The following is a 26,296-nucleotide window of genomic DNA, read 5'->3' as shown; positions in this document are numbered from 1 at the left end:
TAGTATGAGGGAGAGCAAGGTTATGGTTGAGAAGAATAATAAACTCGGCTTCGTTGTTGCCGGTTTATTGCTAGGTATCTTAATGGCATCAATGGATAATACCATTGTCGTAACAGCGATGGGAACAATCGTTGGTGATCTAGGAGGTCTTGAAAACTTTGTATGGGTTGTTTCTGCCTATATGGTTGCAGAAATGGCAGGTATGCCGATTTTCGGTAAACTATCAGATATGTATGGTAGAAAGAGATTCTTTATTTTCGGTTTAATCGTCTTTATGATTGGTTCGGCACTTTGTGGTACTGCTGAAAATATTACACAGTTAGGTATTTATCGTGCCATTCAAGGTATTGGCGGCGGGGCACTAGTGCCGATCGCATTTACTATCGTTTTTGATATTTTCCCTCCAGAAAAGCGCGGGAAAATGGGTGGTTTATTCGGAGCAGTATTTGGTTTATCAAGTATTTTCGGGCCATTACTTGGCGCATATATTACGGATTATATTAGCTCGCACTGGGTGTTTTATATTAACTTACCACTTGGAATTTTAGCACTTATTTTTATTACATTATTTTATAAAGAGTCACGAGTTCATAGAGAACAAAAGATTGATTGGTTTGGCGCAATTACTTTAGTTGGTGCAGTAATTTGTTTAATGTTCGCCTTAGAATTAGGCGGACAAAAGTATGATTGGGATTCTAGCTTTATTTTAAGTTTATTTGCTGGGTTCGCTATTTTAGTAATTGCTTTTATTGTTATTGAACGAAAAGTAGAAGAACCAATCATTTCATTTGAGATGTTTAAACAACGTCTATTCGGAATGAGTACAATTATTGCCTTATGTTACGGGGCGGCATTTATGTCAGCAACTGTGTACATTCCGTTATTTATTCAAGGCGTATACGGTGGTACCGCAACAAACTCAGGATTATTGTTATTACCAATGATGTTAGGATCAGTAGTTACAGCGCAGTTAGGTGGATTTTTAACATCGAAACTTAGCTACCGAAACATTATGATTATTTCTGCTGTAATTATGCTAATCGGATTATTCTTATTAAGTACATTAACGCCAGAAACAAGTCGTATATTATTAACAATTTATATGGTTATTATCGGTTTTGGAGTTGGTTTCTCATTCTCTGTACTAAGTATGGCTGCTATTCATAACTTCGGTATGGAGCAACGCGGTTCTGCGACTTCAACGAGTAACTTCATTCGTTCATTAGGTATGACACTTGGTATTACAATCTTCGGAATGATTCAAAGAACTGGTTTCCAGGATCAATTAGAAGAATCGTTTAAAGGTATGAGCGGGGGAATGAATACAAACGCTTTAGGAGATTCAAGAGCTATTCTATCAGAATCGGCAAGATCTCAAATTCCGCCGCAAATATTAGATAAAATTATTGAAGCTCTCTCTAGTTCAATCGTTCAGACATTTATGTGGGCGTTAGTCCCCGCAAGTTTAGCGTTCGTATTCGTTTTCTTTATGGGAAATGAGCGCATGGTATATAAAAAAGAACAAAACAAGGTGAAAAGTGAAACATCAAAAGCATAAAGAAAAAGCTCCTTTCAATTTTGAAAGGAGCTTTTTCTTATGTACGGAGTCGAATTAGCCTTCGATAATTTCGTATTCTTCGTCTGCTAATAATAAAATTTGTGTTTTCTTACCTTTGTTTTGAACTTCGATTACATCATATGTACCTAAGTCTCTTAGCTTGCTTTGAGAAGCGTTAACCATAACTTCCATAGAATCAATTAAGATATCTTCTTCAACGTATGATTCAGGTAATGCCATATCTTCAGTATCTAATACACATGTATATAGATTTTGTAAGTTCTCAGCAGTTGGGTTTTGTTCCTCAACATCAATAATGTTTTTTACTGCTTCCATATTTTCTTCTTTTACTTGATATACTTTAATTTTAGTCATTGTTTTAATCTCCTTTATTACGTAATCTTAGAGGCTGCACCTCATTATAACGCTTTTTCATTGAAAGATGAAATTGTTATATGTATTTATAGTAAAAATTATGTGTTATTACTTATTATTGGTGTAATTTCCATATTGATGTTAGGCGTAACAAATTATATCCTTACGTTAAAATTATATTGTCCAAGCTTTTCATATATCCCGCTCATATTATGTGTATTAGATAAAAACATATAGGGAAGGGATTGAATGTAAGTGGATTGCGAGCCGAAACGAAATTGTCAATGTTGTCAAAATAGTATATGTGAATTTTTGAAAAGTTTAGATCCTTATTCTAGGATTGAGAGTATCACAATAGACGGAAACGAAATAGTTGTATCATATTTCATTTCATTTAATGAGATAAAAGGTATAGTTTCATTTGCACAAGAAGACAATGAGGTAATATTTGTAGATTGTTCAAGGATTGATGCGATTCGAATAGGAAAAGTGTGTAGTTGTAAAGCGAAAGTTAAATTTATTGAAGAGGATTTTAGTCTCCTTGGAAATGTTTGTCCACAGTGTTTAACGGAGGGAAGTACACTCTTTTTCGATTTTTATAATTCTGAATTGAATTTATCTCTACAAGCAAAAACAATTGATACGCCTAGATGTATTGAATTTACAGATGAACTTGGGAATGTAGTAAAGCAAATTACAATAGTAGGTGAAGCGATTGTTTCTAAAGATTTTGTTCAAGTGCCAGAACTACTAGATTTCCGATTGCTTTTATCGCATCCAGCTGGGGATCCTTTGAACTATGGATTGCTATTTATTAATTTCCCTGATGTTACTTTTATTATTATTTTAGTATCAAGCGGATACCTTTCCATTTCGAACTGTTTAAAAATAGAGAGTGGAACTGGCAATGCCGAAATAGAAGAAATGAAAAAAATGATAGTGGATGACAATAATACGTACAAGTCGATTATTAAGTTGACCAAAATATATAAAAATGGTGCGACGGAATCTTTTATTTCTAAGAAGGAGCTATAACGTACCTATTGATTAATCCTCTTAAAATATACGAGGCGGATTGTAGTAACGGAAGAAATCGCTTTGTTAGTATGGATGTTAGAAGTAAATAGGATGGCTAGTTGTACTAATAATTGCTATTTGTAATTTAAATATAGTGACGGAGGAACATACAATATTGGTAAAGCAATTAAGAAAAGGGCTATTAAAGCAGCCCTTTTCTTAATTATGTAAAATAGCTATTGGTAGTGTTTATTGAGTTTACATAGTTATTCAAAATTGATATCAAGTTTAATCAAGAATTAATTTATTTACTAAATTCTTTTTGAGCCCCCATATAGCTTCCAATGATATTTTGATAACTTGGAAGATGCTTAGCAAGTAAAGCTCCGAAACCTTCAACATCATTTCGCCAGTCACGCTGTAATTCTGCTGCAACGCTAAACCAGTTCATTAGTTGCACCCCTCCATGAGCCATACGCATAAGAGCGGCATCAGCAACTTGTTTACTAAAAGTTCCAGATGCATCCGTTACAACAAATACCTCATACCCTGCATTTATAGCTGATAGAGCTGGGAACGCAACACAAACATCAGTAACGACACCTGCGATAATTAACTGTTTTTTACCCGTTGCTTCAATAGCTTTTACAAATTCATCATTGTCCCACGCGTTAATTTGTCCAGGACGCGCTATTTTAGGCGCATTTGGAAATAGTTCGATTAATTGCTGCATGAGTGGACCATTAGGACCGTCTTCGAAGCTAGTTGTTAAAATAACAGGTAAATCAAAAAACTTAGCGGTATTCGCAAGAGCTAAAACATTATTCTTGAATTCATCAACACCATAGTCACGCACTAGACTGGAAATAAGACCTGTTTGATGATCCACTAGAAGAACCGCGGCATCACTTTTTGAAAGACGAGAATACAAATCAGACATTTTATAATCCCCCTTAATAAGCTTATTTACAAATCAATCTTACAGTTATTTATCTTGATTTGGTATACATGCAAAAATTTATCAACAAATAGTTTTCATTAGAATATTGGGATGTATGTATTTTTATATTGAGGAATTACAAATTTTTCGTTTTGGGAAACAATGTATTAATTGAGTGGATAGCTATGTGGTATGGTCCTAATGCTATCTATTATTTGTGAATAATAATGTTTTTACCTGTAAATAGAAAATGAGATATGAGGACTAAAATGAATCTGAAAATAGCAATTCTTGATTGGTAAATCATTTCAATGAAATTAGATGTTATAATAAAATTGAATTTACGTATAATTTATAATTATTTGACATTTTGGAGTTGAGTTTCATAGACATTTACTTAGATAATAAATAAGTGTGTATAAGAATACTAATAAAAGTTAACTCATGAAAATGTTGAGTCTAGTTGATTTTAAAGAAAGCGGGAATGTAAATGATATATGAGGCAAAAATACATACAAGAAAAAAATTAGTTTCTATGTTCGAGGATTTTAATAATGTTGTTCTACTTTCTTATTTACAAGGACATATGGGCAATGCCTGGGTGAACGATCTTGAAAACCCGACAGTAGCGCAAATTACGGTAGGGATTTTCACATTTTACGCTGGGGATCCAAATGCAAAAGAGACAGAAGAGTTATTACGTAACATCCCTGAAAGAATTTTAGTAATCGTAAATAGTGATCAATGGAAAAAGCGTTTAGAAACATTCCATGAAAGAAAAATAGATAAGTTTTTACGATATAAATTTAAAAGAAATGCAGAAGTGTTTAATCGCTCAAAATTACAATCTTTTATAACTGCACTTCCAAAAGGATATGAATTAAGAAAAATAGATGAGCATATCGCAAATAATCCAACATTACACAACGTTTCTGAAGATTTTACAAGTCAATTTCGATCAATAGATGATTATGTAAATCGAGGTATAGGTTATAGCATTTTGTATAATGGAGAAGTCGTATGCGGTGCATCATCATATAGTATTTATAATGATGGTATTGAAATTGAAGTTGCTACTGATCTTGATCATAGAAGAAAGGGATTGGCAACTGTAGTTTGTGCGACCTTAATATTGGATTGTTTAGAAAAGGGGAGGTATCCAAACTGGGACGCAGCGAATAGTACTTCTGTCAAATTAGCAGAAAAGCTAGGGTATGTTTTTGATAAGGCATATGATACTTATTTTGTAAATAATAAGTGAATGAACGGGAGCGTGTACGGATTGTACAACGTCATAAGACTAGTAAATTAACGTTTAGTAGTCTTATTTTTTATAATTGCAAACAAAAACTAAACTATCCAAAGATAAAAAGGTATTAAAAGAGATGTTAATAAATGAAATTAAGGGAAAAGAATGACGACAAGATTGGTTTCCTAAGAAGAGTTGATAAATTTTAGTGAAAAATTTGAGAATAAAACAATGATATTAATGATAAGGATGAAGGGATTCCTCAAGAATTTGGGTATAAAAACCGACTTTTTTTAGTCGGTTTTTATTTTTTTCAACAGTAGAGTGATACTAATATTGATTTTTCTTCTATTACTAGTGAATATAATTAACACATCAGTTCCTACTTCCACGATGAGGGTTCAGAAATTCTCTTTTTATATAGGTAGATAATCATAAAGGCTTAATATATTAAGTTATGTGTGCTTAACTAACAATAAATTTGCTATTTTTTTGTAAATGATGAAAGTAACTATTATACAAACCCACGCATTAATAGAAGAGATACATATACAGTATAGAGAGTTAAAAAACTCCAAAATATTGTATAAAGGAGATTATAAAATATGAGCGAACAATGCCCAATTAATGTACCATGTCAGGTAGATGGACAAACTCAAACGCCATTAAGTGATGCAGCTGCAACACCAATTCTTACTCCAGGAACACCGATTGTAAAAATACCAGTTGTATTAGCAGAAAGAACAATTCAAATTGTTGTAGAATCTGATATTTCATTAGATCCTCCAGCAACTGAGATTAAACGTGTGTTAAAAAATGTATTTTTAACACAATGTAAGTTAGTTCCTGTAGCATTTACTCCAGTACCAGGTACAAATTACCGCCGAGTTACAAGAGCAAAATTATTTGTACAAGGATATATTCGTAAAAATATTGAATATGCAAATGATGAGTGTAATGGAGTGCTATATGATCGTATTGCAAATGTTCCATTTTCTGGTTTTGCAGATTTAACAGCAGCTGATTTTCTATCACAAGCTGTAGTAGCTTCTTCCTCAGATACTACATCTCACTTTATTAATCCTAAAAATGGTGATTTACCACGTTTAGACAAATACTTCTTCGAAAATACAGTTTTTTATAATGAACAACCATATTGTGAATTAGTAAGCGCACAATTTTTCGAATTAGACTTTTCACCTTGTCCAACAGAATTAAACGAGCCATTTGGAACTCTTCGTGAAAAAATTGTACTAGATCTTACTTTAAAAGTTTTACAAGTACAACAAGTACAAGTATAAGACTAAAAAAGCATTGTCTTTAATAAAAAGACAATGTCTTTTTTATTATTATAAAACATATATAATGATGGAATGGTCGCGTACAAAAAGCATATTTTTATGAATTTCATCAGATGGGGGGATGGTGATGAATAAGCCATGGGTTGGTAAGGAAATATGGAACAAAGTTTACAAATGGAAAATGCTGAATGTTCAAGATGATTCGCGCGAAATAAGAGAAAAAAAGGAAAGTAAAGAAACAGAGTCAAAAAAAGAAGATAAAGCAATGGGAATAGAGAAAGAAAGTAAAGAAACAGAGTCAAAAAAAGAAGATAAAGCAATGGGAATAGAGAAAGAAAGTAAAGAAACAGAGTCAAAAAAAGAAGATAAAGCAATGGGGATAGAGAAAGAAAGTAAAGAAACAGAGTCAAAAAAAGAAGATAAAGTAATTGGAATAGAGAAAGAGAGTGAAAAAACTGGATTAACAAAAGAAAATAAAGCGATTGGATTAGAGGAAGAAGAGGTGAAAATTGAATCAGTAAAAGAATATGAAGAAAGAGAATTAGAGAAAGAAGAAATAGCAATTGAATCAAACAAAGAAAGTGAAGAGACTGAACCAGCAAAAGAAAATAAAGTGATTGGATTAGAGAAAGTAGAAGTAGCAAATGAATCAGAGAAAAAAAGTGAAGAAACTGAATCAAAGAGAGAAAGTATAGGTTTAGGATCAAAAATAGAGACTTCAGTGCATTCAATGGTAGTGAAAACGCCATTTTCTATTATTTCAGAAGTGTCTAGCTTTAAAGTATTTCCAAAAATAAATGTGAAAAATCAAGATGCATTTGTATTTCGAAATGAAAAAGATGCGGAGGGGCGTGAATTAGATTCTAAGTTATTAACTACAGTGCAACAGTATCATTCGGAGGCTTATTGTAAATTAGTTTCTTTAAATCTTCATGAAAAGAGAGTGCTTGTTGAATTATATAATCAAAAAGTTAAAGGGAATAATGAAGAGAATAAGGTAGAGACATCTTCATGGATTCCTATTCACAGCATAATATTAGAGAGTGAAAATGGGGGAGCAGTAAGTAATTATATAACAGCCAGACTACCAATAGAAATAGGAAGATATAAAGGTGAAATTAGTTTACGAGAAAAAGTGGTATTTACAGAAAAAGTGATAGGAATAAAAGAGGTGGAACAGGAGATTATTTTGACAAAAACCGAATTTTTAGTACCAAAAGTAAAAAAGAATGGACAAAATAAATTTACAGTTGAAAAAGGGAGCTTATTGGTAGAAGGATATATATATCAATGTATTGAATACATATCAGAACAAAGTACATTTCATGACAATGTGTATCAGTTAGTACAAAATATTGTATTGGAATTAATCATTCAAGTGATACAAGAACAGGAAGTACAAGTGCGAATTACATAAAAATGATTATATTCCCTTGATTAGCTCATTATTTTTATTCGTAGCGTATCAATGCGTAATCTTTTGTAAATCATTCAGTGCTATAGAATATCCTCCAAACGGTTTATCCTCAATGAATTCATTTTAATATTTATGAAGGATGATATTGTTGCTAGCTAGGATAGTTACTTAATTGTATGGATTTCTTCAGGTTTAAGTTTTAAAAAGGTGCTAACAAGTTTGTCAACGAACTTGCTAACACTTATTTAAAACGGACATAAAATTGGCGTAAATGTTGTTTGATTAATGAAGCTAATTAAATAACATAGATAATTACATCTTATAACCTAGGGTGTAATATAAAGTATATTCACTCCTTTTTTACAAAACTCACAATTTAAATAGTAAAACATGTTTATCGTAATTTTCCAAACACCAATTATATTTTTTTAGAATAATTGGGTGGACGTCTTCTTCTGTAGTATCGACTTCAGTATAGCCGTATTTTTTATAAAAGCTTTCTAGTTCTTCAAAAGGAAGACAATACACATTTTGTATTTGTAATTTTTTCGCAGTTTGTACTAAAAATGAAACGAGTTGCCCAGCTAATTGTAGACCTCTAAATTTAGGGAGAATAAAAATTCCACCCATTTCAATTGTATCTTCATCTATTTGGACTAAACGTCCAACACCCGCATACTCTTTGTTGTATGTAATGATCGCAACCTTATCTCGTGATAAATCACTCGGTACAAATCCGATTGATTCGTATTGATTATTAATCCATTCTATATCATTAGGTATAGCTAGTTGAATTCCCATTTTTAGGCCTCCATTTGAAATGTTTTAATATTTCTATTATATAAAGAACGATACGAGTTGTAATTCATAATTGGCACAATAAATTATGAAAATAGGAGAAAACGGTATCATTTTTAATAATAGTTCAAGTTTTGAAGAAGAGTGCATATAATATAAAGTCTTTTCCTTTCTTCATTTAAGTTTTACGTATATAATTTAAAAGTACTATTTTTATTTTATATTTTTTATATTTATAACAGAATAGAGGTTTAAAAATGGGTGTTAAAATCATTACGGATAGTGCGGCGGATTTACCGGTAGAATTGCTGCAAGCATATGATATTGATTTAATTCCACTCCGTGTATATGATGAAGCAGAAACAGAGTATTTAGATGGGGTTACATTAAAATCGGTTACATTACTGCAAAAAATGAGAGAAGGCGCAGTTTATAGAACGTCATTGCCTTCACTTGAAACTTTCCAAGAAAAATTTGTTTCTTATGCAAAAGAAGGTAATCCTTGTATATATTTAGCTTTCTCATCTGAACTGTCTGGTACATATCAATCGTCAGTTCTCATTAAAGAAGAAGTGAAAGAAACATACACTGATTTAGATTTAGAAATTATTGATACAAAATGTGCCTCACTCGGTCAAGGTATTGTCGTATTAGAAGCTGCAAAAATGGCAAAAGAGGGCGCATCAAAAGAAGAAATATTAAACCGTGTCGCTTTTCTAATGAACCATATGGAACATATCTTCACTGTAGCTGACTTGCAGTACCTAGTGAGAGGTGGGCGTTTAAGTAAAGTAGCTGGTTTTATTGGTGGTTTATTAAACATTAAGCCGATCTTAAATGTGGATGAAGGAAAACTTGTACCACTTGAAAAGGTACGAGGGAAAAAGAAAGTATTAAGCCGAATTGTTGATATTATGGAAGAGCGTGGGAAAGACCTTAAAGGTCAAACAATCGGTATGACTCACGGTGATGATTTAGAAACTGCCGAAGCATTAAAAGTATTAATTACTGAAAGATTCGGTTGTGAAGTATTTATCGTAAATACAATTGGAGCTGCAATCGGAGCGCATACAGGACCTGGTGCGTTAACATTGTTCTTCTTAAATGAAGTAGAGTAAAGGATTGATCTTTTGATCAATCCTTTTTTTATTCTAATATAATTGTTTTATGTTAATAAAAAAATATGTAATTATTTATTAGTTAGTAGCTTTCTTTTTAGTAGGTAAGAAGGTAGTTAGGAAACCGGTGAAGGCTAGCATGAAACCAAATGTTTCAGTATCATCAACTACTAAACCATTGTTCCACTGATAAAGGAAGGATGCTAGTATTAAAAGAGTTGCGGATCCTCCAGAATATCTTACTATTTTTCGTGTTGAATGGTTTTTAGGTTTTATAATCATATTTGTCATCCTTTCATATTTACTGAATAATTCGACAAACTAATTGTATGTAGGAACAAGCCATTATCTAAACTTAGATAAAAGGATGTAGTGAATTATTATTTGATCTCCAAAGGAACGTTTGTTCTGCATTATGTAGATTTATGGTATAATTTATTTGAATCTACTATTAGAATGGGGATTAGATGATGGGAGAAAATAAAATTATTAATGATTTTAAAGATTATTCAATGTGGATAACCACATTGAAAGGTATGAAAGAAGAATTGTGGACAGCGCCAATATCAGAGGGGAAATGGACTATTGGTGAGATTGTATCTCATATTATGAATTGGGATGACTATCTTTTACGTGAGACATTATCATCAGTGAGAGATGGACAGGGAATGGAGTTCCCTGACTTTGATACATATAATAAACAAGCCTCTAATTATGCAAAATCAGGTATATCTAAGATAAAACTTCTTGAAGAAGCACAAGCTAAAAGAGATTTACTTGTTCAAGAGCTTAACCGACTGTCTATTGGAAAGCTAAAGGAACATTTAACTGCCAATGGAGTATCATATTGTCCTCATACTGGAATGCCGTACTCTCTAATATATATTATTAAAGAATTCGTAGATCACGATAACCATCACAAAAGGCAGATTATTAATTTTTTAAATGAAAATCAAGTTGTTAACTGATAAAGAAAGATCCCGCGAATGATACTTGCGGGATCTTTAATTAATTATAATTTAACATTTATTTGTTTCAATAAAGTTTTCGGATCACCTTTTACATAATAAAAATGTGGATTATTCTCATCATCGTAAAGCATAATATAAGGTTTTTCATTAAGCGGGAGAAGAATAAGTACCTCATCAATTGTTGTATGTAACCATTGATTTGTAATAGAAACTGGTTTAGATAAAGGGATTTTTATCATGTGACCATCTTTTGGAACGACGTTTAAGTTTTTGAACGGGCCAGTAATGTATTTAGCATATTGAACAGCTTCTTTTTGAATAGCTGGATCTAAAGATTGTTTTTGAACGACCATTTCTTTTTTACAATCAAATACTTCAATTTGTTTATTTGTATTTGCGAACGCATTTGTTGATAATAAAAAGAAGAGAAGAGTAATGACTCCTATTTTTTTGAACATGAAATAACACCTCACACTTACTATACCCTCAAACGTTGTAAATATTTTTATGTCACATTGATGTAACAAAGAAGTTGTATGATAAAATTGATATTTGTTTATAAGTAATGGAGGAAATGTAATGAAAGTATTAATCGCGGATGATGAACAAGATATGCTGAAAATTTTAAAAGCATATTTTGAAAAAGAAGGCTTCGAAGTTTTATTAGCAAAAGATGGAGAGGAAGCACTTCAAATATTTTATGATGAGAAAATTGACTTAGCTATTTTAGACTGGATGATGCCGAAAAGTAGTGGTATTACTGTCTGTCAGGAAATAAAAAAGAATTCGAGTGTAAAAGTATTAATGCTTACTGCGAAAAGTGAAAGTGAAGATGAATTAGCAGCTCTTCAAAGCGGGGCAGATGAGTATGTGAAAAAACCATTTCACCCAGGAGTGCTAATTACGCGAGCGAAAAAGCTTGTACAGCATGAAGATGTTATTCAAGTTCAAGATTTAAAAATAGATTTCACCAAAAATAAAGTATATAAAAATGAGAAAGAATTAGACATTACAAAGACAGAATTACAATTAATAAAGTGCTTTTTAAATCACAAAGGCACGATTTTAACGAGGAAAAAGTTGTTAGATATCGTCTGGGGATTTGATTATTTTGGGGAAGAGCGAACGGTTGATACGCATGTAAGAAGATTACGTAAAAAAATAGGAGAAAATATTATAAAGACACATCGCGGTTTAGGATACAGTTTGGAGGAAGAGTGTGAATAAACTCGGTAAAAAGTTATTTTTCAGCATCTCTTTAACAGTCATCCTTATTTTTGCCATCTCTTTATTATTAATCAACTATTTTTTACCAAAATATAATGTGCACAAAACACGCGAAAGCTTAGAAGGCATTACAGCGCAAATCCAGTCAATACCGCGTAAAGAGCTGGATAATGCTATAAATCATATTGAAAATGAAGGTAATGTTACGATTGCGTATACATCAATAAATAGTTCAGAAGATGCTATTAATGAAGAATTACGCATGCAACTTACAAAAAAGAGAGTTGCATTGAATAAACTTTGGATTACAAAAGAAGAAATTACGAAAGTGAAGAACCTCGGACAATCGAATAAAATATATGATCAAGAAAAGATAAAATCTAGTTTTTTTGCGAAATACATTGCGAAAGATGATATGTTGATTTTAGTAGGAGTTTCTATCGCACATTCAAATGAAGTAATTAAAACGCTTAACTCATTTTATTTATACATTTTGGGATTCTCACTATTTCTTATTATCGTGCTCGTCTGGATTTTTTCAAAAACAATCACTACGCCACTGAATGAATTGAGTGATGTCGCAGAAGATATTTCACGTCTGAAATTTAAACGGACGAAAGTTAAAACGAATGATGAAATAGGTGATTTAGCAAATAGTATAAACATTATGAGTGATAAATTACATGAAGCACATCAAGATTTAACAGATCGAAATGACCACTTAAAACGATTTATGGGCGATGTAACTCATGAATTAAAAACACCAATCGCATTAGTAAAAGCATATTCTATGGGAATAAAAGACGGTTTAGATGATGGCACATATGTTGATACAATCATTAAACAAACAGATCAAATTTCAAATTTAATTGAAGAGTTATTGCGATTTTCTAAACTAGAAAGAGATATTTTACAAAAAGAAGAATTCCCTATTGAACCACTAGTACAAAGTATAATAGATAAGCATAAGATTGAACTAGAGTCGAAAGAAATCAAGTTGCAAGTGAACTATAGTGTTGGTGACACGATTGTTTATGCTGATTTAAATAAAATGAGAATGGTCTTTCAAAATTTAATTTCTAATGCGATAAAATATACAACGAATCAAAATATAAAAATCACATTAGAAGAGAAAAATGGCATTGTGTATTTTCAAATTCAAAATGGTATTGCTGCTGAGGGAATTAAAGAGATAGATAAAATTTGGGAGCCTTTTTACGTATTAGAATCTTCTCGCAGTAAAGAAAAATCAGGTACTGGATTAGGATTAGCGATTGTAAAAAGTATATTAGAAAGACATGGTTTTGAATACGGAGTTTCGGTAGAAGATGGAGAAATACAATTTTATATGTATATAGAAAGGAACTAATTGTTATTAGTTCCTTTTCTATTATCTTGAAAGATTCGAATGTTTTACAAATTTCTCAACTTTCCATAAGATATAAACTGAATTTTCTGCAATTTTAATGTATAGTAAAAGAAGGAATATATGGGGAGGGAAGGGCATGAGGAAAAAGAAATTAGCAATAACACTTTCAGCTATATTATCTTTAACAATTACTTCAGGAGTTTCTAGTATGACTGCACATGCAGAAAATAAAGAAGGGAGCTCTGTAAAAGGGAGTGATATTAAGTTAAATGGTCAAATTTCAGAAGCTTTAACTCCAAACACAAAAATTCAATTGGAAAATGGGATGACAAAACCAATCTATTCTCTTGATGAAGCAATTATTGAAAATTTATTTGTAGAGACAGAAGTCGATAGTGATAGAGATGGTAAGAAAGATCGAGTATCAATTAAAGTTATGCGTCCAAAGACAGAATCAAATGTAAAAGTTCCTGTTATATATGAAATGAGTCCATATCGATCTGGATTGAAAGATGTTCCTGTTTATAATGTTGATGAAGAATTGTATGCGTATGAAGGAAAACCGTATGCAGCGGTTAATCTTGGTTCATACGGCAATTATTATGTTCCAAGAGGATATGCAGTTATTTTAGGCGAAAGCATCGGAACTGGAAAATCAGATGGATGTCCGACAACCGGAGATGAACAAGAAATACTAGGGACGAAGTCTGTCATTGATTGGGTAAATGGGCGTGCAAAAGCATATACAGAGGATGGTAAGGAAGTAAATGCAAATTGGTCTTCGGGAAATGTAGGAATGACAGGAGTTTCTTATAATGGTACGTTACCGAATGCTGTCGCAACGACAGGAGTGGAAGGGTTAAAAACAATTATTCCAATCGCAGCGATTAGTAGCTGGTATGATTATTATCGTGCAAATGGGGCGGTTATTGCGCCAGGTGGATATCAGGGAGAAGATACAGATAATATGGCAGAAGCAGTACTAACAAGAAAGAACCCTGAAGTTTGCGGGCAAATCATTAAAGAACTAACAGCTGGACAAGATCGTAAAACAGGCGATTATAACGATTTTTGGGATAAACGTAACTATGTAAAAGATGTTAAGAATGTGAAGGCTAGTGTGTTTGTTGTTCACGGTTTAAATGATTGGAATGTAAAAACGAAGCAGTTCGCACAGTGGTGGGAAGCTCTTGGCAAAAATAATGTTCCTCGTAAAATGTGGTTACATCAAGGTGGACATGGCGGAACATCAAGTAATAACTGGCAACAAACCCAAAATAAATGGTTCGATTATTGGTTATATGGAATTGAAAATGGAATTATGGATGAACCGATGGTAGATGTACAACGTGAAAATAAATCGTGGCAAAAAATAAAAAATTGGCCAGATCCAGCAGCTGTACCATCAAAAGTCCGTATGTATTTAAGTAATAAAGCAGTCAATCTACCATTAAGTATGGGATCAGTAAACAATGTTTTCTCATTAGTAGATGATGCTAAAATAAAGTCAAATCAACTAGTAGAAAACCCTGAGTTAGAAATAGCGAATCGATTAGTATATACAATGCCTGTACTGCAAAAAGATATGCGAATAAGTGGTACGCCTAAAATTTCAATAACAGGAAATATTGATCGATCTGTTTCAAATTTAACAGCTTTACTTGTTGATTATGGCGGAGCGAGGCCTGAAATTGTAACGAGAGGTTGGATGGATCCGCAAAACTTAAATAGTATAGAAAATTCAACAGCGATTCAACCTGGTAAAGATTACACATTTACATGGGACATGCAGCCAGATGATTATGTATTTAAAGCAGGGCATCAAATGGGGGTCGTTTTAATCGCAAGTGACTACGATTATACAATTAGACCGAAAGCAGGAACGAAGCTAACGGTGAAATTGAGTGAAGTGACATTGCCGATTGTGAAATAAATAGTTTTTGATAAAGAGCTTACTATAGTAAGCTCTTTATTTATAATCAGAATTTTCAACTTTGATATGTTCAATCGCGAGGGAATATTATACAATGTAAATATATTACATGGAAAGTGAGTGATAAATTATGACAGTCAGCTCTTTCGAATTCTCATTAAAATTTGAGGTACGGAAAGATTAAGTAAATTAGAATCTTCCGTACACATAAAACGGAGGAGAAAATAAATGTTTAGTTTTTATAGTACACTTTGTACAGAACTATATGATTTTACAAAACCTGTCGGTTATTCTTTAAATGGTGATATTGAGTATTATCAAGAACGTTTAAATAATTGTGGGGGAAGAATTCTCGAAGCGGCAGTAGGATCAGGGCGTGTCATTATTCCACTTCTTGAAGTGGGATTTAAAGTTGATGGGATAGATTATTCAACTGAAATGCTAGATTCTTGCCGTAAGCGTTGTAAAGAGAGAGGCTTAAACCCTAATTTATACCAAGGAAGCTTACAACAATTTTCATTACCATATAAATATGAGGCGATAATAATTCCTACCGGATCCTTTTGTTTAATTGAAAATCGTGATGATTCTATAAACGCTTTGAAATGTTTTTATGAACATCTTAATCCAGGTGGGCGTTTAATTGTAGACCTTGGACTTCCGTATGATTGGAAGACGGGTGAGATTCATACATCGACTTTTTCCTTACCAAGCGGAGACGGGGTTACATTAGAAAATAAATCAATTGAAATAGATTGGCTTAACCAAGTAACTGTATCATATTTAAAATACGAAAAATGGAGTAAAGGAAAGTTAGTACAAACTGAACTACAACGTTTTGCAATGCGGTGGTATGGAATAGAAGAGTTTAAACTCCTTTTAGAAAGTATAGGTTTCACTGACATTACTTGCTCTGCTGACTATGTTTATGAAAAGCAACCGTCAAATGCAGAACAAATTATTACTTTTGAAGCTGTACGAAAGTAATAATATAGGAACTATTCATGAAAATAAGGCAATCGACACAACATCGACTGCCTTATTTTCAATTTTAGGATATGTTTTATTTCATTGTTTATAGAGAAAAATCGGAGGAAAACAAATGAAATTCATCTTAATATTTGGCCCGCAAGCAGTCGGGAAAATGACGGTCGGGCATGAGTTAGAAAAAATAACTGATTTAAAGCTATTTCATAATCATATGACGATTGATTTTGTTAGCTCGTTTTTTGATTACAGTACAAAGCGGAAGCACAACGGTTAGTAAGTTTGTTTCGTAATGAACTATTTGAAGAAGTGTCTAAAAGTGATTTATACGGAATGATTTTTACATATGTATGGGCATTTGATCTTCAATCGGATTGGGATTACATAAACCATGTAGTAAGTATTTTTGAATCAAAAGGCGCAGCAGTATATTTTGTAGAGCTCGAGGCAGAATTAGATGAAAGATTAGAGCGAAATAAAAGTCCACATAGACTAGAGCATAAACCGAAAAAAAGAGACATTGAATGGTCTGAAAAAAATTTAAAAGAAACGATGAAAAAACATAGATTAAATTCATTTCATGATGAAATTGAAAAAGAAGAGTACATAAAAATTAATAATACTCATTTGAGTGCTAAAGAAGTAGCTGTAATGATTAAGGAAAAATTCCGATTGTAAAATACTTAAATGCTGTTACGTTTTCATTGTCCAAGCATTCTCCTACTAACTACATATACTATTTATATTAAGGACGGTCACTAATTTATTGAGAAACCGTCATTTATATATAAATGACAACTTTGGAAGGAGGTAAGAAAAAATTGGAAAATGAACAGCCAGGAAGAATTGAAAATCAAGTGTATTCTAATCGAGTTGTAAGATCAGAATTTGATAAGCATTGGGAAACTTGTATTTCAAAAAGTGGTTATGTAATCTATGTAGCGACAAGTGATCATGCTGAAGTAATAGTACTTCTTTCAGATGGTTCAAGTAAATTGTTAATCTTCGAAAAAGGCGGAAAAGTAGTAGTGGGTGGTGGTGGAACAAGTCATTATAGCAAACCGCATATTGCAAGAAATATTTAATGTGAAAAATGTTAATCGAGAAGATGCTGGTAGCCTTATAACCTTTAATTTATATATAGAAATACAAATCATAAAGTAAGTTTTTTTAGATTCTGGCGTTTTTTGTAACAAAAATAAGATGAAAAAGATCTTTAACGTATAAAGGTCTTTTTTGTTTTATTATAGCAGGGATATACTGTATACATAAAAAAGTGTAGTGAAAAACAATCAGCCTTTCATGTACTATACATGAAAGGCTGATTGTTTTTATGTGTTGAAGGATTCTTTTAGAAGAATTGTAGTTTTTAGATTGATAGTTAAAACTGTAACAGCTTATGTATAATTAATATCATTTTGTCAAATGAATGTCACATAAAAGTCTTATAGTGTATATAGAAAGTGAAACATATACAAAGCAGGAGATGAAATGATGAAAAAGGCACTACAATATATATTCATATTATTTACGTTAGTTACTTTAAGTTATGTAATTTATATTAACTATGAAAAGCAGAAAGAGATTAAAAATAATAAACAAGTAATTAGTGAAGTTGCAAAGAGGTATGATATTCCAGATTGGATACCATTATCTATTGCTGATCATGAAACAAAATTTGATCGAAAAGCGATAGGGGATAACGGAACATCTTTCGGATTATTCCAATTACATCGTGGTGGATTAGCACCAGCGCAATTATCGGAAGAGAGTTTAGTGGATTCGCGTATAAATACAACGATAGCAATTTCAAGTATGGTCAAATCGTATGAACGTGGTGTGAAAAAAGGACTGCAGGATTGGGAGTTGCTTAAATATGTTGCTAATACATCAGGGTGGCCAGGAAACTTAGGGGGAGAATGGACAGATAATAATACGAAATATAATAAAGGGCTAGAACAATCATATCAATTATATAAAAAAGAGAAGTAGATATAAAAAGGCATTTTCAATTTGGGGAAATGTCTTTTTTATGTTATAGTATAAAAGTGTTTGGGTGTTATGTTATTTCGATATATCTTCAAATTTGTTGTGTAGTATTTTTATATTAAATAACTACTAAAATCATTTTTTTATATAAGGAGTAAGAAGTAGGGATATGAAAAATATAGATTTTATACTAGAAAGTGATGAAACATTAAAACCGTCAGAACGATTAGTACTATTGTTATTAGAGAAGCATAGAATGTTATATACGAACGATCTATTAGCTCTTTCAAATTTATCATATAAAACATTAACAGATTCACTAACAGCACTCGTTTTAAAGTCTTATGTTTTAAAGGATACAGGTAAGGGAAGAAGGCAGAATTGTTATAGATTAGTATGATAAGAGTACTGCTATAGATTCTTGCTATATATGTATTTTTCAAATGTAAGGATAAATTCCATTTTTATTTTCAAGTGATAAAAAACTATTAATTTAAGTAAATAGCCGGTTTTGAATATATAAAGAGTTCATGGCTGCTAAATATATAATTTCATTTCATTTTTATTAATGTTTATTAGTTGTAAGTGAAAATGATATTTTTTTAAACAAATATAAAAATGAAATTCAAAAACAATCTACTCATTAGAGTGGGTTGTTTTTTTATTAGGATAGCGAATTATAAAAATAATATTATTATGTAAACTTAATTATTTAGAAAGGAACATGTGATTATTAATGGAATTTATTAAGGGGTACTTAACATTTGTATACATGGAGGTTCATTATGGAACAAATCATATCAATATCACAAGCAGTCATAAGAGGGGAAAAAGAAAAGGTAGTAGAAATCATTAATACGGATCCAAGTGTTGTTAACTCATTTAGTGAAGATGGATGGACACCGCTTCACTTAGCTGCTTATTTTGGACAGAAAGAAATTGCAAGTTTCCTTTTAGAACAGGGAGCAGAAATACATATTAGAGCAAAAAACGAAAATGAAAATACACCTCTTCAAGCAGCAATTGCGAATAAGCAAAGCGAGCTTGTAGCTTTCTTAATTGAAAAGGGATCAGATGTGAATGCTGTGCAAAGTGGTGGCTGGACAGGACTTCATGAAGCGGCGTTATTAGGAAATGAAGAAATCATTATATTACTTCTTGAAAATGGTGCTAATAAAATGATTAAGAAAAATGATGGAAAAACCGCATATGATATTGCTTTAGAAAAAGGGTATGAATCCCTATTACATCATTTGCAAGAGGAAGTGAGCTTATGATTAGCCACTGGAATGTAGGGATTTTTCTTTTTAATGAAGTGGAAGTGTTAGATTTTGCGGGTCCATTTGAAGTTTTTTCCGTTACAGCAACAAGTGAAGGTCAACTATTTACAGTTCATACTGTTAGTCAAGATGGAGAAATGATTACAGCGAGAAATGGATTAAAGGTACAACCGGACTATAGTATCGAAAACTTGCCTCCAGTTGATATTTTAATTATTCCTGGTGGGTTAGGTGTTAGAGAAAACGAAATGAAAAATGAAATAATAACAAATTGGATCCGCGAGCAAATGAAAGAAGTAAAGTTAATGACTTCTGTTTGTACCGGTGCGCTTTTACTTGCGAAAGCTGGATTACTCGATGGCTTCAAAGCGACAACACATTGGGCAAGTATTGAAAGTTTTAGAAATGATTTTCCGAATGTGGAAGTATTAGAGAATGTAAAGTTTGTAGATGAGGGGCATATTATTACGTCTGGAGGAATTTCAGCTGGAATTAATATGTCATTTCACATTGTGAGAAATTTGTTGGGTGCTCGGGTTGCTGAAGAAACAGCGAAGAGGATGGAATATGATATAGATTTAAAGTATTAAAAGTAAAACAAGACCAGCAGTTGGATATTTCCAGCTGCTGGTCTTGTTTTATATTGACTGAATATGCGCTAATTCCTCATTTGTAAGAATCGGACGGATAGACGAGTCTGCATTTTCTTTCGCTTGTTTTTCTGTTTTTGCGCCAGGAATTGCGACCGATACCGCTGGATGAGTGAGGACATAACGAAGTGCAAGTTGCCCTAAGGTTTGATTTTCATTTGAGAGTAATCGTAGTTTCTCTACTTTTTGTAAATCTTCTTGAAACCACTTTTCTTTTGGCCATTCTTTGCGTAAATCTCCGTCAAGAAAAGTTGTTTTATTTGTAAATTTTCCAGTTAATATCCCCATTTTTAAAGGGCCGCGTATAACAGCTCCTAAATTGTTCTCCTGTAGGTAGGGCAGTATGTCGTTTTCCGGTTTTCGGTTTAATATGTTGTAATCAAGTTGCACAACATCAATTTCATTGTTTTTATTGAAGTGTTTTATATATTGTATGTCGTGAGTTGAAACACCAACAGCTCTTACTTTTCCGTCCCGTTTTAATATTTCAAATGCTCGTAAAAATGCTTCTGTTTCTTCTTGTTTATCCCACCAAATGTGACAGAAATAAACATCAATATAATCTGTTTCTAGGCGCAGTAAGCTAGTTTCAAATACTGCGATCACTTTTTCTGCAGTATTATAAACAGGCTCTCCACTTGGATCATAGTGATGCCCAATTAAACCGCCTTTCGTTGATAAAACGATATTATTACGGTGCTCTCTTATCGCTTGAGTTACTAACCTTTCACTATGTCCTAATCCGTATACATCAGCAGTATCAATAAAGTTTACGCCACATTCAATTGCTTTCTTCATAGCGGTTATAGATTGTTTGTCGTTAACAGGACCCCATTCATCGCCGCCAATCGCCCACGCTCCAAAGCCAATTTCAGAAACAGTAATTCCAGTTTTACCTAATGTACGGTAGTGCATCATTTTTCCTCCTTGTAAGCATGTTATAACATCGGTATGCAAAACTAGAATTTATATGTGTAAAAATGTTTTCTACAATTGGGGAAAAAGAATAACATAAACTACTATTTTATAGCAGCATAAATAAAAATTCTCATTTTAAATACAGAGATGTCGTCGAACGCTATCTCTAATTGGTTAATTTGTGAGATTTTTTTGTGAAGGAGGTTATTTTATAAGAATAGAATTTAAGTTAGTAAGAGATCGTGCCTATGGTAGTGAGAAAATATGGGTTAGGGGGATTTGAAAATGAGGAAACTCAAAAGAGTCAATGTTCCTAATATACCAGAGCAACTATCACAGCCTAACGACAAGCGAACTATAAATAAGAAGAAGTTAAGGCGTTTTATTTTCATGTTCATTTTTATTGCTGTGACTACTTTGTACGTTCAATATATTTTAACGAAACAACAAGAAGTAATTAATGGCAAAAAAAATACAATAACAAATCAAAAGAAACAATTAGTTTCTTTAAAGAAAGATCAAGGTTCTTTAAAGACTAACATTGAGAATTTAACCGATAATGAAGAAGAGATTTTAAAGTTTGCTAGAAAAGAGTATCAATTTTCTAAGTCAAACGAAACAATATTCGTATTGCCAAAGTGAAGTGGTGGAACAGTTAGCGATAGCTAACTGTTTTTTGATGTATGAGGGAAAAGTTGTTTGTAGTGTGAATGTCATGGTACAAGGAGAAATGACATATTGTAAAAATGAGAAGTTTGAGCCAATTTTAATTGTTTTAAGAGATTTTCATAATTATGGAATATATGTCAAAATAAATATTGTTAAAATTCTGTCAATTGTATATAATACAAGGTAAGTGGATACATTTTTTAATCAACGTTGAGTTAACAGCTTATACGTCTGTTAAGAAAACCGTTATCCTCGTATAAGAAAGGAAGATAGCTGTGTACGCTTCAAATACAATTTACGTCGTAGGGGATGCGAAAGCACCTCAAAATAATCCCATTACCGAAAAGTTCAAAAGTTATTTTGTAGCATTTGTACTTGAGAAGGATACAGGGGAAATTGTAGATGCAGATTGCTCAGCCACAATTGCATTAACATCTCAATTTGTTAAATATTTGTTTCTACATAAAAATATTAATGACCCAGCATTAGTAACAGAAATAAAAAATCGGTACTTCGGTTCGTGTCAAAAGGCGCTACTTGTAGCGCTAAAGGATGCACAGAAAAAATATAATCAGATCGCTGCTTTGTCTACCCATTCATAGACAAAATCCAGCCGTAAGAATCTTCTTATGGCTGGATTTTTTTGTTTCGCATTAACGGAAAAGCCACCCGGATATTAAAGTATCACTCTATAAACAATGAAAGGATGAACAAAATGAAAATTACCGATGTGAAGGTAAACCGCCGACATGTAAAGCTTCATACACCGTTTAAAACTGCGCTTCGCACTGTAACGGAAATCGAAAGTATAGATGTGTTTATTCATACAGATGAAGGGATTGTTGGAAAAGGAGCTGCTGCAGCAACACCGGTTATTACAGGTGATTTTGCCAACGGGATTGAGGAAGCAATATTAGGGCCAATTCGCTCCGTATTAGTTGATAAAGATGTGCTGCAATTTCAAACGTTATTGTTACACATTCAAATGAGCTGTATAGGAAATACAAGTGCGAAAGCGGCGGTAGATATGGCTTTATACGATGTATATTGTCGATTTCACAACATACCGTTATATGCATTGTTAGGTGGGAAGAAAGAGATTTATACTGATATTACAGTAAGTGTTGATGAGCCTTTATTAATGGCAAAAGAAGCGAAAAAGCATATCGAAAAGGGATTCCAAACATTAAAAATTAAGGTGGGTAAAGAGGCACATTTAGATTTAGAACGCATAGAGGCAATTCGAAATGTAGTACCAAAGAATACGACGTTACGTTTAGATGCAAATCAAGGATGGAAACCGAAAGAAGCGGTTTCTATTATTAGAGAAATGGAGAATAGAAATTTAAATATAGAATTTGTAGAACAACCAGTTCATGCGAAAGATTGGGAAGGATTAAAGTACGTGAAGGACAATGTACAAACGCCTATTATGGCAGATGAAAGTATGTTTTCGGCAAGAGACGCATTAAAGATTGTCCAAGGAGGATATGCAGACCTACTTAATATTAAATTAATGAAATGCGGCGGCATACGAGAAGCATGGAAAATTGCGGATATTGCGGAAGCAGCAGGTGTGAAATGTATGGTCGGAAGTATGATGGAATCTTCACTTTCAGTTAGCGCTGTTGCCCATTTAGCTGCGGCTCATCCGAATATTCATTACTTTGATCTTGATGCACCGTTATGGTTAGTAGAAGAGCCAGAAGGGATGACTTACACTGGTCCAAAGGTAAACCTGCATTCTATAGTGAATATACAATCTTAGAAGTAGTACCTAGTAAACTATCTTATAAGGGGGATATATATGAAAAAAGTAGGAACTGCATTTTTAACAACTTTATTTATATTTTCATCGTTTACTTCGGTGAATGCTGAAGAGAAGAAGGATAGTAAAGCATTTATAGATGTATCTGCTGCAACGTTATGGACTGCACCAGATTCATTACGACCAATTGATGCACCGAGTGCGACAAATCCAGTTGATTTATGGAAGTGGACGAAATCAATGACGCTAGATGAGAAGCTTTGGTTAACGAGTGCAAATAAATTAGAAACACAAGCGCTACTCGGTCAAGAAGTAACAGTAATTGATAAAAAAGGTGATTGGGTAAAAGTACTAGTGCACGGACAACCAACGCCGCGAAATGAAGAAGGGTATCCAGGGTGGATGCCTGAAAAACAATTAACGTATAATCAGGAATTTGCAGATAAAACAAACGAAGCTTTTGTATTAGTAACGAAACCGACAGCAATTGTATATATTAACCCTTCTGAAAAACATAAATCGCTAGAAGTCAGTTATAATACGCGTTTACCGCTATTAAGTGAAGATACGATCTCATACCGCGTATTGTTACCAAATGGTCAGAAGGCGTGGCTACGGAAAAATGATGGAACTGTTTACCATTCTCAAAATGATATTCCGACTCCAACCGCTGATGACTTAATAAACACCGGAAAAATGTTTTTAGGATTACCGTATATATGGGCTGGTACAAGTGGTTTTGGATTTGATTGCTCTGGATTTACACATACGATTTATAAATCACATGGCATTACAATACCGAGGGATTCTGGGCCACAATCAAAAGCAGGAATTGCGGTTGATAAAGAAAACCTACAAAAGGGCGATTTAATATTCTTTGCACATAATCAAGGAAAAGGTAGTGTTCATCACGTTGCCATGTATATTGGTGATGGAAATATGATTCACTCTCCAAAGGCTGAAAGATCGGTAGAAATTATACCGCTAAATACACCAGGATATATAGAAGAATACGCTGGTGCTCGTCGTTACTTACCTTAAAAAAGATAGGGGGGCTTTATATGAAAAAGGTTGTTCGCTACTCATTAGTTAGTACTCTACTTGTATCTTCATTTTTAGTAGGCTGTGCTAAAGAAAAAACAGCTACAAAGCCGAAAGATGAGAAGAAAGTATTACAACTACTAGAAACGGGTGAAATTCCATCATTAAATTCAGGGAAAGTAACAGATGCGGTATCATTTAACGTTTTGAATAACGTAATGGAAGGGTTATTCCGTTTATCGAAAAATGATGAAGTGATTCAAGCGGGAGCACAAAAATATGAAGTGAGTAAAGATGGTAAGACATATACATTCCACTTACGTGATGCGAAATGGTCTAACGGAGATCCAGTAACAGCTCATGATTACGTATATGCTTGGAAGCAACTTATAAATCCAGATACAGCCTCTCAATATGCATATATCGCGTACGATGTGAAAAATGCGGAGAAGATAAATAAGAAACAATTAGGCTTAGAAGAATTAGGTGTGAAAGCAAAGGATGATAAAACGTTCGTTGTAGAGCTGGAACATCCTGTACCGTATTTTACGAAACTACTCATTTTACCATCTTTCTATCCAATTAATGAAAAATATGCGAAGGAGCAAGGTGATAAATACGGGTTAGAGGCAAATAAAGCGATATATAATGGGCCGTTTACATTATCAGAGTGGAAGCACGAAGCGAGCTTTACAATGAAGAAAAACGATAAATATTGGGATAAAAAAGAAGTGAAGTTAGATGAAGTAAACTATCAAATTGTTAAAGAAATTTCAACTGCGGTAAATTTATATGAGACAGATAAAGTTGATAGAGCTGTCATTTCAACAGAATTCGTAGATAAATATAAAAATAATAAAGAGTTGAAACAATATACAGATCCGGTTATGTATTTCTTCCGTTTCAATGAAAATGTGCCGATTCTTAAAAATAAAAATGCACGTCTTGCGCTAAGTACAGTGTTTGATAAAAAGGGCTTGGCGACATCATTTTTAAATGACGGATCAGTTGCTGCGAATTATTACGTACCAAAAGGATTTTTAAAAGGACCAGATAAGAAAGATTTTAGAAGTACGGCAGGTGAGTTTAATAAGACGGATGTAAAACAAGCGAAAGAATATTGGGAAAAGGCGAAGCAAGAGACAGGCACAAATGAAGTGACGTTAGAACTATTAAACTATGACTTAGAGAACTTTAAAAAGGTAGGCGAATATATTAAAGAACAGCTTGAGAAAAACTTACCGGGGCTAAAAGTAAATGTGAAATTACAACCACATACGCAAAAATTAGCGTTAGAGAAGAAAAAAGAATACGAAATGTCGTTATCACGTTGGTTACCTGATTATCCAGATCCAATGACGTACTTAGAAGTTTTCCTTTCGGGAAGTACCGTAAATAATACAGGATATGCAAATCCAGAATATGATGCGTTAATTAAGAAGATTAAAACAGAATTAGGTAATGATGAAAAAGCTCGTTGGAAAGCACTGCAAGATGCGGAAAAAGTGCTCCTTGATGATGCGGTAATTGCACCAGTATTCCAGCGCGGTCTTTCTTACTTACAAAAACCATATGTGAAAGAATTATATGTACATCAATTCGGTCCAGCTACAAGTTTAAAATGGGCAGATGTACAAAAATAAAGTGATGGAGAAACAGACTTCACGTATGTGATAGTCTGTTTTTTCTTATAGATTCAAATGAATTATAGACATTTTATA

Annotated in this window: 28 protein-coding genes and 1 pseudogene; 23 read left to right on the top strand and 6 right to left on the bottom strand. The window is 32.9% G+C overall.

From position 1 onward, the window contains the following. Positions 1-22: 22 nt before the first annotated feature. Positions 23-1,558, top strand: coding sequence for an MDR family MFS transporter (locus LCF45_RS14020; RefSeq protein ID WP_263892818.1), 1,536 nt, complete (start codon positions 23-25; stop codon positions 1,556-1,558). A 54-nt stretch (positions 1,559-1,612) separates the two neighbouring features. Here the strand turns inward: LCF45_RS14020 and LCF45_RS14015 are convergent, their stop codons facing one another. Continuing rightward, entirely contained in the window at positions 1,613-1,933 is a 321-nt protein-coding gene (locus LCF45_RS14015) for a hypothetical protein (RefSeq protein WP_002032538.1), read from the bottom strand. A gap of 255 nt (positions 1,934-2,188) precedes the next feature. Between LCF45_RS14015 and LCF45_RS14010 the strand changes: the two genes are divergently transcribed. Continuing rightward, entirely contained in the window at positions 2,189-2,968 is a 780-nt protein-coding gene (locus LCF45_RS14010) for a BC_2878 family exosporium-associated protein (protein ID WP_002127800.1), read from the top strand. A 286-nt stretch (positions 2,969-3,254) separates the two neighbouring features. Here LCF45_RS14010 and ycaC read toward each other — a convergent pair whose 3' ends face one another. Continuing rightward, a complete protein-coding gene (gene ycaC, locus LCF45_RS14005; RefSeq protein WP_002013351.1) occupies positions 3,255-3,890 on the bottom strand; it encodes an isochorismate family cysteine hydrolase YcaC in 636 nt (211 codons plus the stop codon). Positions 3,891-4,380: 490 nt separating this feature from the next. Here ycaC and LCF45_RS14000 point away from each other — a divergent pair, with 490 nt between their 5' ends. The 3 genes from LCF45_RS14000 (at position 4,381) to LCF45_RS13990 (ending at position 7,857) form a co-directional block, all read left to right on the top strand. Next, the gene (locus tag LCF45_RS14000; RefSeq protein ID WP_002013350.1) at positions 4,381-5,151 is read left to right on the top strand and encodes a GNAT family N-acetyltransferase; all 771 of its coding nucleotides are present in this window, start codon (positions 4,381-4,383) and stop codon (positions 5,149-5,151) included. Between the two features lie 593 nt (positions 5,152-5,744). After that, positions 5,745-6,440 carry a CsxC family protein gene (locus LCF45_RS13995; protein ID WP_002013348.1) on the top strand — a complete coding sequence of 232 codons (696 nt, stop codon included), beginning with the start codon at positions 5,745-5,747 and terminating at the stop codon, positions 6,438-6,440. A gap of 127 nt (positions 6,441-6,567) precedes the next feature. Then, positions 6,568-7,857, top strand: a complete 1,290-nt coding sequence (locus LCF45_RS13990; protein ID WP_263892817.1) for a BC_2427 family protein — start codon at positions 6,568-6,570, stop codon at positions 7,855-7,857. Positions 7,858-8,226: 369 nt separating this feature from the next. Here LCF45_RS13990 and LCF45_RS13985 read toward each other — a convergent pair whose 3' ends face one another. Then, entirely contained in the window at positions 8,227-8,658 is a 432-nt protein-coding gene (locus LCF45_RS13985) for a GNAT family N-acetyltransferase (RefSeq protein ID WP_263892816.1), read from the bottom strand. 254 nt (positions 8,659-8,912) lie between these two features. On the opposite strand from LCF45_RS13985, the gene LCF45_RS13980 reads away from it, so the two are divergent. Next, positions 8,913-9,773, top strand: coding sequence for a DegV family protein (locus LCF45_RS13980; RefSeq protein ID WP_263892814.1), 861 nt, complete (start codon positions 8,913-8,915; stop codon positions 9,771-9,773). A 78-nt stretch (positions 9,774-9,851) separates the two neighbouring features. Here the strand turns inward: LCF45_RS13980 and LCF45_RS13975 are convergent, their stop codons facing one another. Beyond that, positions 9,852-10,055, bottom strand: coding sequence for a hypothetical protein (locus LCF45_RS13975; RefSeq protein ID WP_263892813.1), 204 nt, complete (start codon positions 10,053-10,055; stop codon positions 9,852-9,854). 188 nt (positions 10,056-10,243) lie between these two features. Between LCF45_RS13975 and LCF45_RS13970 the strand changes: the two genes are divergently transcribed. Then, the gene (locus LCF45_RS13970; RefSeq protein WP_016091565.1) at positions 10,244-10,741 is read left to right on the top strand and encodes a DinB family protein; all 498 of its coding nucleotides are present in this window, start codon (positions 10,244-10,246) and stop codon (positions 10,739-10,741) included. A 44-nt stretch (positions 10,742-10,785) separates the two neighbouring features. Here LCF45_RS13970 and LCF45_RS13965 read toward each other — a convergent pair whose 3' ends face one another. Continuing rightward, on the bottom strand, positions 10,786-11,202 hold the full coding sequence (locus LCF45_RS13965) for a hypothetical protein (protein WP_263892812.1): 417 nt from the start codon (positions 11,200-11,202) through the stop codon (positions 10,786-10,788). A 121-nt stretch (positions 11,203-11,323) separates the two neighbouring features. On the opposite strand from LCF45_RS13965, the gene LCF45_RS13960 reads away from it, so the two are divergent. The 10 genes and pseudogenes from LCF45_RS13960 (at position 11,324) to LCF45_RS13915 (ending at position 20,119) form a co-directional block, all read left to right on the top strand. Next, positions 11,324-11,971 (top strand): response regulator transcription factor, encoded by a 648-nt coding sequence (locus tag LCF45_RS13960; protein WP_000865958.1) that lies wholly within the window; start codon positions 11,324-11,326, stop codon positions 11,969-11,971. After that, the gene (locus tag LCF45_RS13955; protein ID WP_263892811.1) at positions 11,964-13,340 is read left to right on the top strand and encodes a sensor histidine kinase; all 1,377 of its coding nucleotides are present in this window, start codon (positions 11,964-11,966) and stop codon (positions 13,338-13,340) included. The genes LCF45_RS13960 and LCF45_RS13955 overlap by 8 nt, the downstream gene beginning before the upstream one ends. Positions 13,341-13,476: 136 nt before the next feature. Then, positions 13,477-15,273, top strand: a complete 1,797-nt coding sequence (locus tag LCF45_RS13950) for a Xaa-Pro dipeptidyl-peptidase (protein ID WP_002127788.1) — start codon at positions 13,477-13,479, stop codon at positions 15,271-15,273. Between the two features lie 228 nt (positions 15,274-15,501). Continuing rightward, complete coding sequence (locus tag LCF45_RS13945) at positions 15,502-16,260, top strand: class I SAM-dependent methyltransferase (RefSeq protein WP_263892810.1); 759 nt, start codon at positions 15,502-15,504, stop codon at positions 16,258-16,260. Positions 16,261-16,375: 115 nt separating this feature from the next. Then, positions 16,376-16,938 (top strand): annotated as a pseudogene (locus LCF45_RS13940) (AAA family ATPase). A gap of 143 nt (positions 16,939-17,081) precedes the next feature. Further along, the gene (locus LCF45_RS13935) at positions 17,082-17,345 is read left to right on the top strand and encodes a hypothetical protein (protein ID WP_002127785.1); all 264 of its coding nucleotides are present in this window, start codon (positions 17,082-17,084) and stop codon (positions 17,343-17,345) included. Positions 17,346-17,751: 406 nt separating this feature from the next. After that, positions 17,752-18,252: an invasion protein gene (locus tag LCF45_RS13930; RefSeq protein ID WP_002012946.1), complete on the top strand. Its 501-nt coding sequence runs from the start codon at positions 17,752-17,754 to the stop codon at positions 18,250-18,252. Between the two features lie 166 nt (positions 18,253-18,418). Then, the gene (locus tag LCF45_RS13925; protein ID WP_000789035.1) at positions 18,419-18,649 is read left to right on the top strand and encodes a hypothetical protein; all 231 of its coding nucleotides are present in this window, start codon (positions 18,419-18,421) and stop codon (positions 18,647-18,649) included. A 385-nt stretch (positions 18,650-19,034) separates the two neighbouring features. Then, on the top strand, positions 19,035-19,526 hold the full coding sequence (locus LCF45_RS13920; protein WP_002127784.1) for an ankyrin repeat domain-containing protein: 492 nt from the start codon (positions 19,035-19,037) through the stop codon (positions 19,524-19,526). Then, positions 19,523-20,119, top strand: a complete 597-nt coding sequence (locus LCF45_RS13915; RefSeq protein ID WP_002168209.1) for a DJ-1/PfpI family protein — start codon at positions 19,523-19,525, stop codon at positions 20,117-20,119. Before LCF45_RS13920 ends, LCF45_RS13915 begins: the two co-directional genes overlap by 4 nt. Before the next feature lie 48 nt (positions 20,120-20,167). On the opposite strand, the gene LCF45_RS13910 is transcribed toward LCF45_RS13915, so the two are convergent. Next, positions 20,168-21,094, bottom strand: a complete 927-nt coding sequence (locus LCF45_RS13910) for an aldo/keto reductase (RefSeq protein WP_263892809.1) — start codon at positions 21,092-21,094, stop codon at positions 20,168-20,170. A gap of 288 nt (positions 21,095-21,382) precedes the next feature. Between LCF45_RS13910 and LCF45_RS13905 the strand changes: the two genes are divergently transcribed. The 6 genes from LCF45_RS13905 (at position 21,383) to LCF45_RS13880 (ending at position 26,218) form a co-directional block, all read left to right on the top strand. Beyond that, positions 21,383-21,739, top strand: coding sequence for an FtsB family cell division protein (locus LCF45_RS13905; protein WP_078177163.1), 357 nt, complete (start codon positions 21,383-21,385; stop codon positions 21,737-21,739). Then, positions 21,678-21,953 (top strand): hypothetical protein, encoded by a 276-nt coding sequence (locus LCF45_RS13900; protein ID WP_002127780.1) that lies wholly within the window; start codon positions 21,678-21,680, stop codon positions 21,951-21,953. The genes LCF45_RS13905 and LCF45_RS13900 overlap by 62 nt, the downstream gene beginning before the upstream one ends. A gap of 88 nt (positions 21,954-22,041) precedes the next feature. Further along, a complete protein-coding gene (locus LCF45_RS13895) occupies positions 22,042-22,368 on the top strand; it encodes a DUF3870 domain-containing protein (RefSeq protein ID WP_002127779.1) in 327 nt (108 codons plus the stop codon). A gap of 104 nt (positions 22,369-22,472) precedes the next feature. Next, positions 22,473-23,534 carry a dipeptide epimerase gene (locus LCF45_RS13890; protein WP_176126856.1) on the top strand — a complete coding sequence of 354 codons (1,062 nt, stop codon included), beginning with the start codon at positions 22,473-22,475 and terminating at the stop codon, positions 23,532-23,534. Positions 23,535-23,573: 39 nt separating this feature from the next. Then, positions 23,574-24,575, top strand: a complete 1,002-nt coding sequence (locus LCF45_RS13885) for a C40 family peptidase (RefSeq protein WP_002185644.1) — start codon at positions 23,574-23,576, stop codon at positions 24,573-24,575. A gap of 20 nt (positions 24,576-24,595) precedes the next feature. Further along, positions 24,596-26,218 carry a peptide ABC transporter substrate-binding protein gene (locus tag LCF45_RS13880; protein WP_002127776.1) on the top strand — a complete coding sequence of 541 codons (1,623 nt, stop codon included), beginning with the start codon at positions 24,596-24,598 and terminating at the stop codon, positions 26,216-26,218. Positions 26,219-26,296 lie beyond the last annotated feature (78 nt).

Source organism: Bacillus sp. 41-22, from assembly GCF_025809295.1.
Lineage (GTDB): Bacteria > Bacillota > Bacilli > Bacillales > Bacillaceae_G > Bacillus_A > Bacillus_A mycoides.
The sequence above is the reverse complement of the archived record's forward strand: the minus strand, read 5'-3'. Positions and strand labels throughout refer to the sequence as shown.

Excerpts from the sequence above, each read along its gene's own strand:
- LCF45_RS14020 (WP_263892818.1), top strand. The coding sequence starts at position 23 with ATGGTTGAGAAGAATAATAAACTCGGCTTCGTTGTTGCCGGTTTATTG.
- LCF45_RS14015 (WP_002032538.1), bottom strand. The coding sequence starts at position 1,933 with ATGACTAAAATTAAAGTATATCAAGTAAAAGAAGAAAATATGGAAGCA.
- ycaC (WP_002013351.1), bottom strand. The coding sequence starts at position 3,890 with ATGTCTGATTTGTATTCTCGTCTTTCAAAAAGTGATGCCGCGGTTCTT.
- LCF45_RS14000 (WP_002013350.1), top strand. The coding sequence starts at position 4,381 with ATGATATATGAGGCAAAAATACATACAAGAAAAAAATTAGTTTCTATG.
- LCF45_RS13995 (WP_002013348.1), top strand. The coding sequence starts at position 5,745 with ATGAGCGAACAATGCCCAATTAATGTACCATGTCAGGTAGATGGACAA.
- LCF45_RS13990 (WP_263892817.1), top strand. The coding sequence starts at position 6,568 with ATGAATAAGCCATGGGTTGGTAAGGAAATATGGAACAAAGTTTACAAA.
- LCF45_RS13985 (WP_263892816.1), bottom strand. The coding sequence starts at position 8,658 with ATGGGAATTCAACTAGCTATACCTAATGATATAGAATGGATTAATAAT.
- LCF45_RS13980 (WP_263892814.1), top strand. The coding sequence starts at position 8,913 with ATGGGTGTTAAAATCATTACGGATAGTGCGGCGGATTTACCGGTAGAA.
- LCF45_RS13975 (WP_263892813.1), bottom strand. The coding sequence starts at position 10,055 with ATGATTATAAAACCTAAAAACCATTCAACACGAAAAATAGTAAGATAT.
- LCF45_RS13970 (WP_016091565.1), top strand. The coding sequence starts at position 10,244 with ATGGGAGAAAATAAAATTATTAATGATTTTAAAGATTATTCAATGTGG.
- LCF45_RS13965 (WP_263892812.1), bottom strand. The coding sequence starts at position 11,202 with ATGTTCAAAAAAATAGGAGTCATTACTCTTCTCTTCTTTTTATTATCA.
- LCF45_RS13960 (WP_000865958.1), top strand. The coding sequence starts at position 11,324 with ATGAAAGTATTAATCGCGGATGATGAACAAGATATGCTGAAAATTTTA.
- LCF45_RS13950 (WP_002127788.1), top strand. The coding sequence starts at position 13,477 with ATGAGGAAAAAGAAATTAGCAATAACACTTTCAGCTATATTATCTTTA.
- LCF45_RS13945 (WP_263892810.1), top strand. The coding sequence starts at position 15,502 with ATGTTTAGTTTTTATAGTACACTTTGTACAGAACTATATGATTTTACA.
- LCF45_RS13930 (WP_002012946.1), top strand. The coding sequence starts at position 17,752 with ATGATGAAAAAGGCACTACAATATATATTCATATTATTTACGTTAGTT.
- LCF45_RS13925 (WP_000789035.1), top strand. The coding sequence starts at position 18,419 with ATGAAAAATATAGATTTTATACTAGAAAGTGATGAAACATTAAAACCG.
- LCF45_RS13920 (WP_002127784.1), top strand. The coding sequence starts at position 19,035 with ATGGAACAAATCATATCAATATCACAAGCAGTCATAAGAGGGGAAAAA.
- LCF45_RS13915 (WP_002168209.1), top strand. The coding sequence starts at position 19,523 with ATGATTAGCCACTGGAATGTAGGGATTTTTCTTTTTAATGAAGTGGAA.
- LCF45_RS13910 (WP_263892809.1), bottom strand. The coding sequence starts at position 21,094 with ATGCACTACCGTACATTAGGTAAAACTGGAATTACTGTTTCTGAAATT.
- LCF45_RS13905 (WP_078177163.1), top strand. The coding sequence starts at position 21,383 with ATGAGGAAACTCAAAAGAGTCAATGTTCCTAATATACCAGAGCAACTA.
- LCF45_RS13890 (WP_176126856.1), top strand. The coding sequence starts at position 22,473 with ATGAACAAAATGAAAATTACCGATGTGAAGGTAAACCGCCGACATGTA.
- LCF45_RS13885 (WP_002185644.1), top strand. The coding sequence starts at position 23,574 with ATGAAAAAAGTAGGAACTGCATTTTTAACAACTTTATTTATATTTTCA.
- LCF45_RS13880 (WP_002127776.1), top strand. The coding sequence starts at position 24,596 with ATGAAAAAGGTTGTTCGCTACTCATTAGTTAGTACTCTACTTGTATCT.